The sequence below is a fragment of the Streptococcus mitis genome (assembly GCF_047462815.1).
Taxonomy (GTDB): domain Bacteria; phylum Bacillota; class Bacilli; order Lactobacillales; family Streptococcaceae; genus Streptococcus; species Streptococcus mitis_DO.
Genome location: NZ_JASHFB010000012.1, coordinates 16137 through 30174, shown reverse-complemented (window position 1 = coordinate 30174; position 14038 = coordinate 16137). Strand labels below are relative to the sequence as shown.

The window sequence follows — 14038 nt, the reverse complement described above, 5'->3', positions numbered from 1 at the left end:
TACATGTATCTTGCATGTGCTCTTTCTTTTGGGGTTGAAAAGATAGGAGAAGGAAATGTTAGAATTGCTTAAATCAATTGATGCTTTTGCTTGGGGTCCACCCCTCTTGATTTTATTGGTCGGAACAGGGATTTACCTAACTGCCCGTTTAGGACTTTTGCAGGTTTTGCGTCTCTCTAAGGCCTTTCAGCTTATTTTTATTAAGGATAAGGGGCATGGGGATGTATCCAGTTTTGCGGCCTTGTGTACAGCCCTAGCAGCGACAGTTGGTACGGGAAATATTATCGGGGTGGCGACAGCTATCAAGGTCGGTGGACCAGGAGCTCTCTTTTGGATGTGGATGGCGGCTTTCTTTGGAATGGCAACCAAGTATGCGGAAGGTTTATTAGCTATTAAATACAGGACTAAAGACGATAACGGTGCTGTTGCAGGAGGTCCCATGCACTATATACTTTTGGGTATGGGAGAAAAGTGGAGACCACTTGCTATCTTCTTTGCTATCGCAGGTGTCTTAGTAGCTTTGTTAGGAATCGGAACCTTCACCCAAGTCAACTCGATTACAGAATCTATCCAAAATACAACGACTATTTCGCCAGCTATCACGGCTCTCGTTTTGTCTGTCTTAGTAGCGATTGCCGTTTTTGGCGGACTCAAGTCTATTTCAAAGGTTTCAACTACTGTTGTTCCTTTTATGGCCATCATCTATATTTTGGGAACTCTTACAGTTATTTTCTTTAATATCGGGAAAATTCCTTCTACAATCGCTTTAATCTTGACATCCGCTTTTAGTCCTGTTGCTGCGATAGGTGGATTTGCTGGTGCTAGCATTCGGATGGCTATCCAAAATGGTGTGGCGCGTGGTGTCTTTTCAAACGAATCTGGTCTAGGTTCTGCTCCCATTGCAGCTGCTGCAGCTAAGACAAATGAACCAGTAGAGCAAGGTTTGATTTCCATGACAGGAACCTTTATTGATACCCTCATCATTTGTACTCTAACTGGTTTGACCATCTTGGTAACTGGAGTATGGAATAGTGACTTGAATGGAGTGGCTTTGACTCAGTCAGCCTTCTCAACAGTCTTTTCACACTTTGGGCCTGCCCTCTTGACCATTTTCCTTGTACTCTTTGCCTTTACAACGATTCTAGGTTGGAACTACTATGGAGAACGCTGTTTCGAGTTCCTCTTTGGTGTTCGTTTTATCTGGCTCTACCGTGTGATTTTTGTGCTCATGGTCTTACTAGGAGGATTTATCGAGTTGGATATGGTTTGGATTATCGCAGATATCGTCAACGCTTTGATGGCTCTGCCAAACTTGATTGCCCTTTTAGTCTTGTCGCCAGTCGTTATTGCTGAGACTAAAAAGTATTTTGATAAATAATGAAATCACACAGCTCGTGTGATTTTTTGCTTTCATAAAAAATTTCTATCGATGCAATTTAAAATATATATTATACACGGTATAGAATCTGTGATAGACTAGGTTTCAACAAAATGAAAAGAGGTTTTATGATGACAACATTTACTATCCATACAGTCGAATCAGCGCCAGCAGAAGTGAAAGAGGTTCTTGAAACAGTAGAAAAAGACAACAATGGCTTTATTCCAAATCTAATCGGACTCTTGGCTAATGCACCTACTGCCCTAGAAGCCTACAGAACTGTCGGAGCTATCAACCGTCGCAACAGCTTGACACCTGTTGAGCGTGAAGTGGTGCAAATCACGGCAGCCGTAACTAATGGTTGTGCCTTCTGTGTCGCAGGTCACACAGCCTTTTCCATCAAACAAATCCAGATGAATGATGACCTGCTTCAAGCCCTTCGTAATCGTACTCCGATTGAAAAAGATCCTAAATTGGATACCCTAGCTAAGTTTACCTTGGCAGTCATCAATACCAAGGGTCGTGTAGGAGATGAAGCCTTGTCTGAGTTTTTAGAAGTTGGCTATACCCACCAAAATGCCTTGGATGTGGTTCTTGGTGTCAGCTTAGCAAGCCTCTGTAACTATGCTAACAATCTAGCCAATACCCCAATTAACCCAGAATTGCAACCTTATGCTTAATTTATATCTGATCAAAAAATGAAGTCTGAAATCCACGGACTTCGTTTTTTTAAGTCCTCATTTAAGCGCTTTTATGCTATACTGAAACTAACATGATTATTGGAGGTTAGGATGAAAAAACTCCCCTTAGTATTTTCTGGTTGTTTGTTAGGTTTGGCAGGAGCTGGGAATCTCGTTTTAGATATGTTGCCAGTTCTGTCACATATACTGAGTTTGTCAGGTTTGATTTTGTGGGTTTACTTTTTAATTCTGCATCTGTTTAATTGGAAAGAAACCAAGCAAGAATTGACCAAGCCTCCTCTTTTGTCAGGAATGGCCACTTTTCCTATGGCTGGAATGATTTTATCGACCTATGTCTTTCGCTTGTTTCCTCATTTTCCTTTGGTAGCGCAAGGGATCTGGTGGTTTTCATTTCTCTTGGATTTGGCCTTGATTGCTGGTTTCACAGTTAAATTTGCCTGTCCAGGTAAGAGAGTCAATGCGACTCCAAGCTGGACGGTTCTCTATGTGGGGATAGCAGTGGCTGCCTTGACTTATCCTCTGGTAGGCATTATCGAGATTGCCTATGCGACTTTGAGTTTTGGGTTTCTCTTGACATTTTATCTCTACCCGCTTATTTATAGCGATTTAAAGAAACATCCGCTCCCAGTTGCCTTGCTTGGGCAAGAAGGAATCTACTGTGCTCCTTTCTCTCTGCTCTTGGCTTCCCTGGTTCGAGTTGGAGGAGCCAGCCTACCGACTTGGCTCTTGATTGCCATGATTTTGGCTTCTCAATCCTTCTTTTTCTTTGTTTTAACTCGCCTGCCCAATATTTTAAAACAAGGCTTTCAACCAGCCTTCTCAGCCCTCACCTTCCCAACCATTATCACGGCTACCTCGCTCAAGATGGCTCAGGGAATCTTGAAACTTCCATTTCTGGATTATCTGGTATTGGCTGAAACTGTTATATGCCTAACTATTTTATTCTTTGTATTAGGCGCTTATCTGATTTGGTTACGAAAAAAGGTCTAGCTAAAAATAGCTAAACCTTATTTTTTATGGTTTGATAACTTCAGCTCCACCCATGTATGGACGAAGAGCTTCTGGGATGGTCACAGAACCATCCTCATTTTGGTAGTTTTCAAGAATAGCAGCTACTGTACGTCCAACTGCAAGTCCAGAACCGTTCAAGGTATGAAGGAGTTTCACCTTGCCATCTGCTTCATCACGGTAACGGATTTGGGCACGACGGGCTTGGAAATCTTCTGTGTTTGAACAGCTTGAGATTTCACGGTAATTGTTTTGCGCTGGAATCCAAACTTCCAAGTCGTAAGTTTTCGCAGCTGAGAAGCCCATATCTCCAGTAGAGAGGGCAACGACACGGTATGGAAGGTTGAGTTTTTGAAGGATGTTTTCAGCGTTGGCTGTCATTTTTTCCAATTCTTCGTAAGATTCTTCTGGTTTGGCAAATTTAACCATTTCAACCTTGTGGAATTGGTGCAGACGAATCAAGCCACGAGTATCACGACCAGCAGAACCAGCCTCAGAACGGAATGATGGGCTCATAGCAGTGAAGTAGATTGGTAGGTCCTTTCCGTCAAGGATTTCATCACGGTAGTAGTTTGTTAGAGGCACTTCAGCTGTAGGAATAAGGACATAATTGCTGTCACTGAGTTCAAAAGTGTCTTCCTTGAATTTTGGATATTGACCAGTACCAAACATAGAATCATGGTTAACCATGTAAGGTGTGATGACTTCCGTATAGCCTTCTTTTCCATGCTCATCCAACATAAAGTTGTAGATAGCACGTTCCAAACGAGCACCGAGGCCTTTATAGAAGAGGAAGCGAGCGCCTGTTACCTTACCACCGCGTTCCCAGTCAAGGATACCAAGATATTCACCAAGATCCCAGTGAGCTTTTGGTTCGAAGTCAAACTCGCGTGGAGTGCCCCAACGACGAACTTCCACATTGTCGTCTTCATCAGCTCCAATAGGAACGCTGTCAGCTGGGATATTTGGAAGAGTAGTGGTAAATTCTGTCAATTTAGCATCGATTTCTGCCAATTCAGCATCCAAGGCTTTGACTTCAGCAGATAGATTTTGCATGGCAGCAATCTTATCATCTGCATTTTCTTTGTTGCGTTTGGCTTGAGCAATCTCAGCAGAAACTGTGTTACGTTCTGCTTTGAGAGTTTCGACCTTGACCAAGATGTCACGACGTTTAGCATCGATTTCTTTCATCTCATTCAAGATAGCAGCATCTACACCACGTGTAGCCAATTTTTCTGCGACAGCATCAAAGTCTGTACGAATACGTTTGATATCTAACATAAGAACTCCTTTATGAAAAAAGCACCCCTGACAAAGCGTTGGAGTGGCAGGGCCACGGTTCCATCCAACTTCACAGGTGTGCACTTGATTGTGTATGTAATTGTTACTAACGGTAGAATTTCACCTATCCCTCCTATCTGCTCGCAGCACCCGCAGACTTTCTGAAAGAAGAAGATAACCTACTTATCCGTTGCTATGATTATACTAAAGTTTCTACTTTTTTGCAAATAGATTCTTAAATTTTTGGCTAATTGTCTGAATCAGGGTCGGAAGTTTGACGACCTTGTCATTGCCCAGTTTTTCGCGAGCAATTTTAAGAATGGCACCTGAGTCTTTTGAGGCAAAGAGGAATTTTCCTCTGTCTGTAAAGACTTCGAAGTGGCGACTGATTTTGCGACCAGTAACATTAGCTCCAATTTGGTTGATATGGTTCCAAGGAATCTGGATAAATTGTTCGACGTTGACATCTGGGTAAAATTCCAGAGCTTGATCTCCGACAAGAAATTTCCCAACTTTTCCAGCTATAGAGAGGTAGGAGGTGCCTGTTGTATTGAGAAGCACTGTTTTGTTAAGAGATTGGGCCATGTCTAGTCTTCCTTACTTTCGCCAAAAAAGGCACTGTAAAGGGCTTTAATAGCTGCTTTTTCTTGGTCTTTATTGACAACGAACATGATAGAAACTTCACTAGAACCTTGAGACATCATCTGGATGTTGATCTTGTTTTCAGATAGAGCGCGTGTTGCAGTAGCAGTCACTCCGATATGGCTCTTCATCTTTTCACCAACAATCATAATGATTGAAAGGTCGTGTTCGATTTCTGCATGGTCTACCTCAGCTTTTTGAACCAACTGACGAAGGATTTCTTCTTCCTTGATAGGAGTTAGTTCACGAGAACGGAGGATAATCGAAAGATCGTCGATACCTGTCGGCATGTGTTCCCAACCGATGTTAAGGTCTTCAAGGATTTGAAGAACCTTGCGTCCAAATCCCACCTCACGGTTCATGAGGTATTTAGACATGTTGATGCTGACAAAACCAGAGTCACCAGCAATTCCTACTACTGGGAATTCATCACTACTATGTTTTAGAACGATACGAGTACCTGGGTGGTCAGGGTTATTGGTATTCTTAATAACCAGAGGGATTTTTCCACGGTAGGCAGGTAAAAGGGCTTCGTCATGAAGAACTGAGAATCCTGCATAGGCCAATTCACGCATTTCACGGTAGGTCAACTCAGGGATTGAGTGTGGTTGGTGAATAATTCCTGGGTGGGCTGCAAAGATACCATCAACATCCGTAAAGTTTTCATAAAGGTCAGCTTTGACACCAGCAGCAATGATAGAACCCGTAATGTCTGAACCTCCACGTGAGAAAGTACAGATTTGATTTTCCTTAGTAACACCAAAGAAACCAGGAATGACAAGGACTTCATTGGCATTTGTCAATTCTTCAATCTTGTCATAACTTGATGGAATGATGCGAGCGTTGCCAGGTTCACTTGTGACCACAATACCAGCTTCTCTAGGGTGAACATAGCGTGCATCGAGGCCATTTTGGTTAAAATAGGCTGCAATCAATTTAGCATTGTTATTTTCACCGGCTGCTAGGAAGGTATCATAGAGAAATTCATTTTCTTCGATAGGAAGAGTGGCCAAGGCACGAATGCTTTTAGAGATTTTTTCTAAAACAGCAGGTTTCAGTCCTAGTTCACTAACCATAGCAGCATAGCGGTCGATAATCCAGTTTTGGCTCTTGCTAATATCGTTACCAGCAACATAGTCGCGGTAGTATTTAATCAAGGCATCCGTCACCTTAGTATCTTCAGCATTGCGTTTCCCAGGTGCAGAAACAACTACAAAACGACGCTCTGGATCGCTTTTGACGATGTTTAAAACTTTTTCTAATTGACCAGCAGAGGCAAGTGAGCTACCTCCAAATTTAACAACTTTCATAAGAACTCCTAAAGTAAGTATTTTATACGATTATAGCAGAAAGAAAGCCTTTTTTCAATGAAGAAAATGAGATGCTTTCTAGGACAAAGTGAGCCTTTCTTATCGGCCGAGACACTTTCAGCTGATTTTTCCTTGCTTTCGAGTTTTAAAAAATATATACTTTGATAATAAAATAATTTTAAATACTTATAAAATAAAAAGGAGTCCTGATGGAACACATTATTTATCAGCTTGAAGAGGATTTGGCAATCCTTACCTTAAACCGTCCTGAGGTCGCTAATGGTTTCCATATCCCCATGTGTGAGGAGATTTTAGAAGCCTTGACTCTGGCAGAAGAGGATCCGGCTGTGCATTTTATCTTGATCAACGCCAATGGGAAAGTCTTCTCCGTTGGGGGAGATTTGGTAGAGATGAAGCGGGCAGTGGATGATGATGATATTCCATCATTAACGAAAATCGCAGAATTGGTCAATACGATTTCTTATAAAATCAAGCAAATTGCTAAACCTGTCTTGATGGAGGTTGATGGAGCTGTTGCAGGTGCCGCAGCCAATATGGCTGTAGCAGCAGATTTCTGTCTTGCAACGGATAAGGCTAAGTTTATCCAAGCCTTTGTTGGCGTTGGTTTGGCTCCGGATGCAGGAGGAATTCATCTTTTGAGTCGCAGTATTGGTGTGACGCGTGCTGCTCAATTAGCTATGACAGGTGAGGCTCTGACCGCAGAAAAAGCTTTAGAATGGGGGCTGGTTTACCGCGTCTGTGAAGCTGATAAACTTGAAAAGACGAGAGAACAGCTTCTTAAAAAATTGAGCCGCGGGGCAGCTAATTCCTATGCAGCCATCAAGAAGTTGGTCTGGGAGAGCCAATTCAAAGATTGGCAGGATTATGCTGCTTTAGAATTGAATCTACAGGAATCCTTAGCACAGACAGAAGATTTCAAAGAGGGAGTTCGGGCTTATTCGGAGAGAAGAAGACCGAAATTTACTGGAAAATAAAAAAATACTTGCACCATTCTTTGAACTTTGATATAATTCTTTTGTCAAATGTTTTGATTCTAAAAGTTTTTTTGAAAAGGAGGGAAGGAAAGATTGGACTACCAACGAATTAATGAATATTTAACGTCTATATTTAACAATGTCCTCGTTATTGAGGAAGTTAGCTTGAGGGGTAGTCGTTTCAAGGATATCTCCATCAAAGAAATGCATACGATTGATGTGATTGGAAAAGTTCCAGATGTGACACCAAGTCAAGTGTCAAAAGAGTTGATGGTGACTCTTGGGACAGTTACGACTAGTTTGAATAATCTCGAACGCAAGGGTTACATTGAACGCATTCGTTCAGAACATGATCGACGTGTAGTGCATCTGCATTTGACAAAGAAAGGTCGCTTGGTTCATAGACTACATAAACGCTTCCACAAGGCTATGGTTGAAAAAATCATTGATGGTATGAGTAAGCAAGAGATGGAGGTTATGAGCAAAGGTTTGACCAATCTTTATCAATTTTTGGAGGATTTGAGATAATGGCTTTTGCAAAAATAAGCCAGGTTGCTCATTATGTGCCAGAGCAAGTGGTTACAAATCATGATTTGGCTCAGATTATGGATACCAATGATGAGTGGATTTCAAGTCGGACGGGAATACGACAAAGGCATATTTCAAGAACAGAATCTACTAGTGATTTGGCTACAGAAGTTGCCAAGAAACTGATGGCAAAAGCTGGAATCACAGGAGAGGAGTTGGATTTTATCATCCTAGCTACCATTACTCCAGATTCGATGATGCCCTCTACAGCTGCTCGTGTTCAAGCTAATATTGGTGCTAATAAGGCCTTTGCTTTTGACCTAACAGCGGCTTGCAGTGGATTTGTATTTGCTCTTTCAACTGCTGAAAAGTTTATCGCTTCTGGTCGCTTTCAAAAAGGCTTGGTGATTGGTAGTGAGACCCTCTCTAAAGCAGTCGATTGGTCAGACCGATCAACAGCTGTTTTGTTTGGAGATGGTGCTGGTGGAGTCTTGCTAGAAGCTAGCGAGAAAGAGCATTTTTTGGCTGAGAGTCTCAATAGTGATGGGAGTCGTAGCGAGTGTCTAACTTATGGACATTCAGGCTTGCATTCTCCGTTTTCAGATCAAGAAAATGCAGATTCATTTTTGAAGATGGATGGGCGCGCGGTCTTTGATTTTGCTATTCGGGACGTAGCCAAGTCTATCAAGCAGACTATTGATGAATCTCCTATAGAGGCGACAAACTTGGATTATCTGCTACTTCATCAGGCTAATGACCGTATTTTGGATAAGATGGCTAAAAAAATTGGTGTCGACCGAGCCAAACTTCCGGCCAATATGATGGAATATGGGAACACCAGTGCAGCCAGTATCCCGATTTTACTTTCAGAGTGTGTAGAACAAGGCCTCATCCGTTTAGATGGTAGCCAGACTGTTCTACTATCAGGCTTCGGTGGAGGCTTGACATGGGGCACGCTCATTCTTACAATTTAGGTAATCATGTGGTGAACACATTGTTATAAAAAAACTATTTATTTTAAAGGAGTCCTATCATGGCAGTATTTGAAAAAGTACAAGAAATTATCGTTGAAGAACTTGGAAAAGACGCATCAGAAGTAACACTTGAATCAACTTTTGATGACTTGGACGCAGATTCATTGGATTTGTTCCAAGTAATCTCCGAAATTGAAGATGCTTTTGATATCCAAATCGAAGCAGAAGATGACTTGAAAACAGTTGGTGACTTGGTTGCCTACGTTGAAGAGCAAACAAAATAAGCAGAATATAAGATAGAAGGAGTAGGGAAACCCGCTCCCTCTTGTTTAGGTAATAGTTTGATTTTCAAATTATGACAGTATCGAACTATTACGTAAGCAAGAAACGATGGAGGCACTATGAAAACGCGTATTACAGAATTATTGAACATTGATTATCCTATTTTTCAAGGAGGAATGGCTTGGGTTGCTGATGGTGATTTGGCAGGGGCTGTTTCCAAGGCTGGAGGACTAGGCATTATCGGTGGGGGAAATGCCCCGAAAGAAGTTGTCAAGGCAAATATTGACAAGATCAAATCGTTAACGGATAAACCCTTTGGTGTCAACATCATGCTCTTGTCTCCTTTTGTGGAAGATATTGTAGATCTCGTTATAGAGGAAGGTGTTAAGGTAGTGACAACAGGGGCAGGAAATCCAGGTAAATACATGGAACGCTTTCACGAAGCTGGTATTACAGTTATTCCTGTTGTACCAAGTGTTGCCCTAGCTAAACGCATGGAAAAAATCGGTGCGGATGCTGTCATTGCAGAAGGAATGGAAGCTGGGGGACATATCGGTAAATTAACAACAATGACCTTGGTGCGTCAAGTGGTGGCAGCTGTATCTATTCCTGTTATTGCTGCAGGAGGGATTGCGGATGGTGAAGGTGCTGCGGCTGGATTTATGCTAGGGGCAGAGGCTGTTCAGGTTGGAACTCGCTTTGTCGTTGCAAAAGAGTCTAATGCCCATCCAAATTATAAGGCGAAAATTTTAAAAGCTAGAGATATTGATACTACGATTTCAGCACAACACTTTGGCCATGCTGTTCGTGCGATTAAAAATCAGTTGACTCGTGATTTTGAAAAAGCTGAGAAAGATGCCTTTAAACAAGAAAATCCTGATTTGGAAATCTTTGAACAAATGGGAGCGGGCGCTCTAGCCAAAGCGGTTGTTCACGGAGATGTGGATGGTGGATCTGTTATGGCAGGTCAAATTGCAGGGCTTGTTTCCAAAGAAGAAACCGTTGAAGAAATCCTAAAAGATTTGTATTACGGAGCAGCTAAGAAAATTCAAGAAGAAGCCTCTCGTTGGGCAGGAGTTGTAAGAAATGACTAAAACGGCCTTTTTATTTGCTGGTCAAGGTGCCCAGTATCTAGGTATGGGACGGGATCTCTACGATCACTACCCTATTGTCAAAGAAACGATTGATCAAGCGAGTCAGGTACTCGGTTATGATTTGCGTTATCTCATTGATAGGGAAGAAGAAAAACTCAATCAGACTCGCTATACGCAACCAGCTATTTTAGCAACTTCAGTTGCTATTTACCGATTATTGCAAGAAAAGGGCTATCAGCCTGATATGGTTGCTGGTTTGTCCCTTGGAGAATACTCTGCCTTGGTGGCTAGCGGCGCCTTGGATTTTGAAGAAGCGGTTGTTTTGGTAGCTAAGCGTGGCGTCTATATGGAAGAAGCGGCTCCTGCTGGCTCTGGCAAGATGGTAGCAGTTCTCAATACGCCAGTAGAGGTTACTGAAGAAGCCTGTCAAAAAGCTTCTGAACTTGGAGTGGTTACCCCAGCCAACTATAATACACCTGCACAAATCGTGATTGGTGGAGAAGTGGTTGCAGTTGATCGAGCTGTTGAACTCTTGCAGGAAGCAGGTGCCAAACGCTTGATTCCTCTCAAGGTTTCAGGACCTTTTCATACCGCTCTCCTTGAGCCTGCTAGTCAGAAACTAGCTGAAACTCTAGCTCAAGTAAGTTTTTCAGATTTCACTTGTCCCCTAGTCGGCAATACAGAAGCTGCAGTTATGCAAAAAGAAGACATTGCTCAACTCTTGATGCGTCAGGTCAAGGAGCCAGTTCGTTTCTACGAAAGTATTGCAGTTATGCAAGAAGCAGGCGTAACCAACTTTATCGAGATTGGACCGGGGAAAGTCTTGTCAGGCTTTGTCAAAAAAATTGATAAAACGGCTAAACTAGCCAATGTCGAAGATCAGGCTAGCTTGGAAGCCCTATTGGGAAACAAGTAATCCCTTCTCCCATAAATACAAGAGGAAACAGGAGAAAAGAATGCAACTAAAAAATAAAAATATCTTTATTACAGGTTCGAGTCGTGGTATTGGTCTTGCCATTGCCCATAAGTTTGCTCAAGCAGGAGCCAACATTGTCTTAAACAGCCGTGGGGCAATTTCAGAGGACTTGCTAGCCGAGTTTGCAGACTATGGTGTCAAGGTAGTTCCCATTTCAGGAGACGTGTCGGATTTTGCAGACGCTAAGCGTATGGTTGATCAAGCTATTGCAGAGCTAGGTTCAGTAGACGTTTTGGTCAACAATGCAGGGATTACCCAAGATACCCTGATGCTCAAGATGACAGAAGCGGATTTTGAAAAAGTTCTCAAGGTTAACTTGACCGGTGCCTTTAACATGACACAATCAGTCTTGAAACCGATGATGAAAGCCAGAGAAGGTGCTATCATTAATATGTCTAGTGTTGTTGGTTTGATGGGAAATATCGGTCAAGCTAACTATGCAGCTTCTAAGGCTGGTTTGATTGGTTTTACCAAGTCTGTGGCGCGTGAAGTGGCCAATCGCAATATCAGAGTTAATGCTATTGCACCTGGAATGATTGAGTCCAATATGACAGCAGTTCTATCGGACAAGGTAAAAGATGCTATGCTGGCGCAAATTCCTATGAAAGCATTTGGGCAGGCAGAGCAGGTTGCAGATTTGACAGTATTTTTAGCAGGCCAAGATTATCTAACTGGTCAAGTGGTTGCCATTGATGGCGGCCTCAGTATGTAGCAGAATCTAGAGGTAAAAAAGATGAAACTAAATCGCGTAGTAGTAACAGGTTATGGAGTGACATCTCCAATCGGAAATACACCAGAAGAATTTTGGAATAGTTTGACAACTGGAAAAATCGGAATTGGACCAATTACAAAATTTGATCATAGTGACTTTGATGTGCATAATGCAGCAGAAATCCAAGATTTTCCTTTTGATAAATACTTTGTTAAGAAAGATACCAACCGTTTTGATAACTATTCTTTGTATGCCTTGTACGCAGCTCAAGAAGCTGTCAATCATGCAGGTCTTGATGTAGAGGCTCTTGATAAAGATCGTTTTGGTGTTATCGTGGCCTCTGGTATTGGTGGAATCAAAGAAATTGAAGATCAAGTGCTTCGCCTAAATGACAAAGGACCAAAACGTGTGAAACCATTGACCCTTCCAAAAGCCTTGCCAAATATGGCTTCAGGAAATGTTGCTATGCGTTTTGGAGCAAACGGTGTTTGTAAATCCATCAATACTGCCTGCGCTTCATCAAATGATGCGATTGGGGATGCTTTCCGCTCAATTAAGTTTGGTTTCCAAGATGTTATGTTGGTAGGTGGTTCAGAAGCCTCTATCACACCTTTTGCTATTGCTGGTTTCCAAGCCCTGACAGCTCTCTCAACTACAGAGGACCCAACTCGTGCTTCCATTCCATTTGATAAGGACCGTAATGGGTTTGTCATGGGTGAAGGTTCTGGGATGTTGGTTCTTGAAAGTCTGGAACACGCTGAAAAACGTGGGGCTACTATCCTTGCTGAAGTGGTTGGTTACGGAAATACTTGTGATGCCTACCACATGACTTCACCACATCCAGAAGGTCAGGGAGCTATCAAGGCCATCAAACTAGCCTTGGAAGAAGCTGAGATTTCTCCAGAGCAAGTAGCCTATGTCAATGCTCACGGAACGTCAACTCCTGCTAATGAAAAAGGAGAAAGTGGTGCGATCGTAGCTGTTCTTGGTAAGGAAGTACCTGTATCATCAACCAAGTCTTTCACAGGACATTTGCTGGGAGCTGCAGGTGCGGTAGAAGCTATCGTCACAATTGAAGCCATGCGTCATAACTTTGTACCAATGACAGCTGGAACAAGTGAAGTATCAGATTATATCGAAGCCAATGTCGTTTATGGACAAGGCTTGGAGCAAGAAATTCCATACGCCATTTCAAATACTTTTGGTTTTGGTGGGCACAATGCAGTTCTTGCTTTCAAACGTTGGGAGAATAAATAAGTATGAATTTAAACGATATTAAAGACTTGATGGCCCAATTTGACCAGTCAAGTTTGAGAGAATTTTCTTATAAGAATGGGACGGATGAGTTGCAGTTTAGCAAGAATGAAGCGAGACTGGTGTCTGAAGTCGCTCCAGCGCCCGTTCTAGCAACACCAAGTCCAGTAGCTCCTACATCTGCTCCAGCAGAGACTGTAGTGGAAGAAACTTCGGCGCCAGCTGAAGCAAGTGTGGCTGCTGAGGGAGATGTTGTAGAGAGTCCACTTGTTGGGGTGGCTTACTTGGCTGCTGGTCCTGACAAACCTGCCTTCGTCACAGTTGGTGATACTGTTAAAAAGGGTCAAACACTGGTCATTATCGAAGCCATGAAAGTCATGAATGAAATTCCAGCACCTAAGGATGGTGTGGTAACGGAAATTCTCGTTTCTAACGAAGAAATGGTTGAGTTTGGTAAAGGATTGGTACGTATCAAATGATCGATATTCAAGGAATCAAAGAAGCTCTACCCCACCGTTATCCCATGCTCCTAGTAGATCGTGTCTTGGAAGTGAGCGAGGATACCATTGTTGCCATCAAAAATGTAACCATCAATGAGCCCTTCTTCAACGGTCATTTTCCTCAATACCCTGTCATGCCAGGTGTTCTGATTATGGAAGCCTTGGCGCAAACAGCTGGTGTCTTGGAGTTATCAAAACCTGAAAATAAAGGGAAACTGGTCTTTTACGCTGGTATGGACAAGGTTAAATTTAAGAAGCAAGTTGTACCAGGCGACCAATTGGTTATGACAGCGACTTTTGTAAAACGCCGTGGTACCATTGCCGTGGTTGAAGCAAAGGCTGAAGTGGATGGCAAGCTTGCAGCCAGTGGTACTCTTACCTTTGCAATAGGGAACTAAGGAGG

The 14038-nt window shown here is 42.5% G+C and carries 16 protein-coding genes; 13 read left to right on the top strand and 3 right to left on the bottom strand.

Annotated features, from left to right (window positions below):
• Positions 1 to 55: 55 nt before the first annotated feature.
• The 3 genes from QM865_RS07405 (at position 56) to QM865_RS07395 (ending at position 3069) form a co-directional block, all read left to right on the top strand.
• The gene (locus tag QM865_RS07405; RefSeq protein WP_265477165.1) at positions 56 to 1378 is read left to right on the top strand and encodes a sodium:alanine symporter family protein; all 1323 of its coding nucleotides are present in this window, start codon (positions 56 to 58) and stop codon (positions 1376 to 1378) included.
• Between the two features lie 131 nt (positions 1379 to 1509).
• Positions 1510 to 2058, top strand: coding sequence for a carboxymuconolactone decarboxylase family protein (locus QM865_RS07400; RefSeq protein ID WP_265477172.1), 549 nt, complete (start codon positions 1510 to 1512; stop codon positions 2056 to 2058).
• A 111-nt stretch (positions 2059 to 2169) separates the two neighbouring features.
• On the top strand, positions 2170 to 3069 hold the full coding sequence (locus QM865_RS07395; RefSeq protein ID WP_265477164.1) for a TDT family transporter: 900 nt from the start codon (positions 2170 to 2172) through the stop codon (positions 3067 to 3069).
• Positions 3070 to 3093: 24 nt separating this feature from the next.
• Here QM865_RS07395 and serS read toward each other — a convergent pair whose 3' ends face one another.
• From serS to QM865_RS07380, 3 genes are all read right to left on the bottom strand, one after another.
• Entirely contained in the window at positions 3094 to 4368 is a 1275-nt protein-coding gene (serS, locus tag QM865_RS07390; protein WP_414306359.1) for a serine--tRNA ligase, read from the bottom strand.
• A 213-nt stretch (positions 4369 to 4581) separates the two neighbouring features.
• Positions 4582 to 4953: a DUF956 family protein gene (locus QM865_RS07385; RefSeq protein WP_000079346.1), complete on the bottom strand. Its 372-nt coding sequence runs from the start codon at positions 4951 to 4953 to the stop codon at positions 4582 to 4584.
• A 2-nt stretch (positions 4954 to 4955) separates the two neighbouring features.
• Positions 4956 to 6320, bottom strand: coding sequence for an aspartate kinase (locus QM865_RS07380; RefSeq protein WP_414306358.1), 1365 nt, complete (start codon positions 6318 to 6320; stop codon positions 4956 to 4958).
• 209 nt (positions 6321 to 6529) lie between these two features.
• Here QM865_RS07380 and QM865_RS07375 point away from each other — a divergent pair, with 209 nt between their 5' ends.
• The 10 genes from QM865_RS07375 to fabZ all read left to right on the top strand — a co-directional run bounded on the left by QM865_RS07375 (position 6530) and on the right by fabZ (position 14033).
• Entirely contained in the window at positions 6530 to 7315 is a 786-nt protein-coding gene (locus QM865_RS07375; protein WP_414306357.1) for an enoyl-CoA hydratase, read from the top strand.
• Between the two features lie 93 nt (positions 7316 to 7408).
• A complete protein-coding gene (locus QM865_RS07370) occupies positions 7409 to 7843 on the top strand; it encodes a MarR family winged helix-turn-helix transcriptional regulator (protein WP_000386356.1) in 435 nt (144 codons plus the stop codon).
• Complete coding sequence (locus QM865_RS07365) at positions 7843 to 8817, top strand: ketoacyl-ACP synthase III (protein WP_261028011.1); 975 nt, start codon at positions 7843 to 7845, stop codon at positions 8815 to 8817. Before QM865_RS07370 ends, QM865_RS07365 begins: the two co-directional genes overlap by 1 nt.
• A 59-nt stretch (positions 8818 to 8876) precedes the next feature.
• Complete coding sequence (locus QM865_RS07360) at positions 8877 to 9101, top strand: acyl carrier protein (RefSeq protein WP_000257838.1); 225 nt, start codon at positions 8877 to 8879, stop codon at positions 9099 to 9101.
• A gap of 117 nt (positions 9102 to 9218) precedes the next feature.
• Positions 9219 to 10193 carry an enoyl-[acyl-carrier-protein] reductase FabK gene (fabK, locus tag QM865_RS07355; protein ID WP_023945583.1) on the top strand — a complete coding sequence of 325 codons (975 nt, stop codon included), beginning with the start codon at positions 9219 to 9221 and terminating at the stop codon, positions 10191 to 10193.
• Positions 10186 to 11109 (top strand): ACP S-malonyltransferase, encoded by a 924-nt coding sequence (gene fabD / locus QM865_RS07350; RefSeq protein WP_261814179.1) that lies wholly within the window; start codon positions 10186 to 10188, stop codon positions 11107 to 11109. Before fabK ends, fabD begins: the two co-directional genes overlap by 8 nt.
• A gap of 40 nt (positions 11110 to 11149) precedes the next feature.
• Positions 11150 to 11881, top strand: a complete 732-nt coding sequence (gene fabG, locus QM865_RS07345) for a 3-oxoacyl-[acyl-carrier-protein] reductase (RefSeq protein WP_414306356.1) — start codon at positions 11150 to 11152, stop codon at positions 11879 to 11881.
• 21 nt (positions 11882 to 11902) lie between these two features.
• Positions 11903 to 13138 (top strand): beta-ketoacyl-ACP synthase II, encoded by a 1236-nt coding sequence (fabF, locus tag QM865_RS07340; protein ID WP_050252378.1) that lies wholly within the window; start codon positions 11903 to 11905, stop codon positions 13136 to 13138.
• Between the two features lie 2 nt (positions 13139 to 13140).
• Positions 13141 to 13614: an acetyl-CoA carboxylase biotin carboxyl carrier protein gene (gene accB, locus QM865_RS07335; protein ID WP_115904873.1), complete on the top strand. Its 474-nt coding sequence runs from the start codon at positions 13141 to 13143 to the stop codon at positions 13612 to 13614.
• Complete coding sequence (gene fabZ, locus QM865_RS07330; protein WP_000565515.1) at positions 13611 to 14033, top strand: 3-hydroxyacyl-ACP dehydratase FabZ; 423 nt, start codon at positions 13611 to 13613, stop codon at positions 14031 to 14033. The genes accB and fabZ overlap by 4 nt, the downstream gene beginning before the upstream one ends.
• The last annotated feature ends 5 nt before the right edge of the window (positions 14034 to 14038 follow it).

Excerpts from the sequence above, each read along its gene's own strand:
- serS (WP_414306359.1), bottom strand. The coding sequence starts at position 4,368 with ATGTTAGATATCAAACGTATTCGTACAGACTTTGATGCTGTCGCAGAA.
- fabK (WP_023945583.1), top strand. The coding sequence starts at position 9,219 with ATGAAAACGCGTATTACAGAATTATTGAACATTGATTATCCTATTTTT.
- QM865_RS07380 (WP_414306358.1), bottom strand. The coding sequence starts at position 6,320 with ATGAAAGTTGTTAAATTTGGAGGTAGCTCACTTGCCTCTGCTGGTCAA.
- QM865_RS07385 (WP_000079346.1), bottom strand. The coding sequence starts at position 4,953 with ATGGCCCAATCTCTTAACAAAACAGTGCTTCTCAATACAACAGGCACC.
- fabZ (WP_000565515.1), top strand. The coding sequence starts at position 13,611 with ATGATCGATATTCAAGGAATCAAAGAAGCTCTACCCCACCGTTATCCC.
- fabF (WP_050252378.1), top strand. The coding sequence starts at position 11,903 with ATGAAACTAAATCGCGTAGTAGTAACAGGTTATGGAGTGACATCTCCA.
- fabG (WP_414306356.1), top strand. The coding sequence starts at position 11,150 with ATGCAACTAAAAAATAAAAATATCTTTATTACAGGTTCGAGTCGTGGT.
- QM865_RS07400 (WP_265477172.1), top strand. The coding sequence starts at position 1,510 with ATGACAACATTTACTATCCATACAGTCGAATCAGCGCCAGCAGAAGTG.
- accB (WP_115904873.1), top strand. The coding sequence starts at position 13,141 with ATGAATTTAAACGATATTAAAGACTTGATGGCCCAATTTGACCAGTCA.
- QM865_RS07360 (WP_000257838.1), top strand. The coding sequence starts at position 8,877 with ATGGCAGTATTTGAAAAAGTACAAGAAATTATCGTTGAAGAACTTGGA.
- QM865_RS07365 (WP_261028011.1), top strand. The coding sequence starts at position 7,843 with ATGGCTTTTGCAAAAATAAGCCAGGTTGCTCATTATGTGCCAGAGCAA.
- fabD (WP_261814179.1), top strand. The coding sequence starts at position 10,186 with ATGACTAAAACGGCCTTTTTATTTGCTGGTCAAGGTGCCCAGTATCTA.
- QM865_RS07405 (WP_265477165.1), top strand. The coding sequence starts at position 56 with ATGTTAGAATTGCTTAAATCAATTGATGCTTTTGCTTGGGGTCCACCC.
- QM865_RS07375 (WP_414306357.1), top strand. The coding sequence starts at position 6,530 with ATGGAACACATTATTTATCAGCTTGAAGAGGATTTGGCAATCCTTACC.
- QM865_RS07395 (WP_265477164.1), top strand. The coding sequence starts at position 2,170 with ATGAAAAAACTCCCCTTAGTATTTTCTGGTTGTTTGTTAGGTTTGGCA.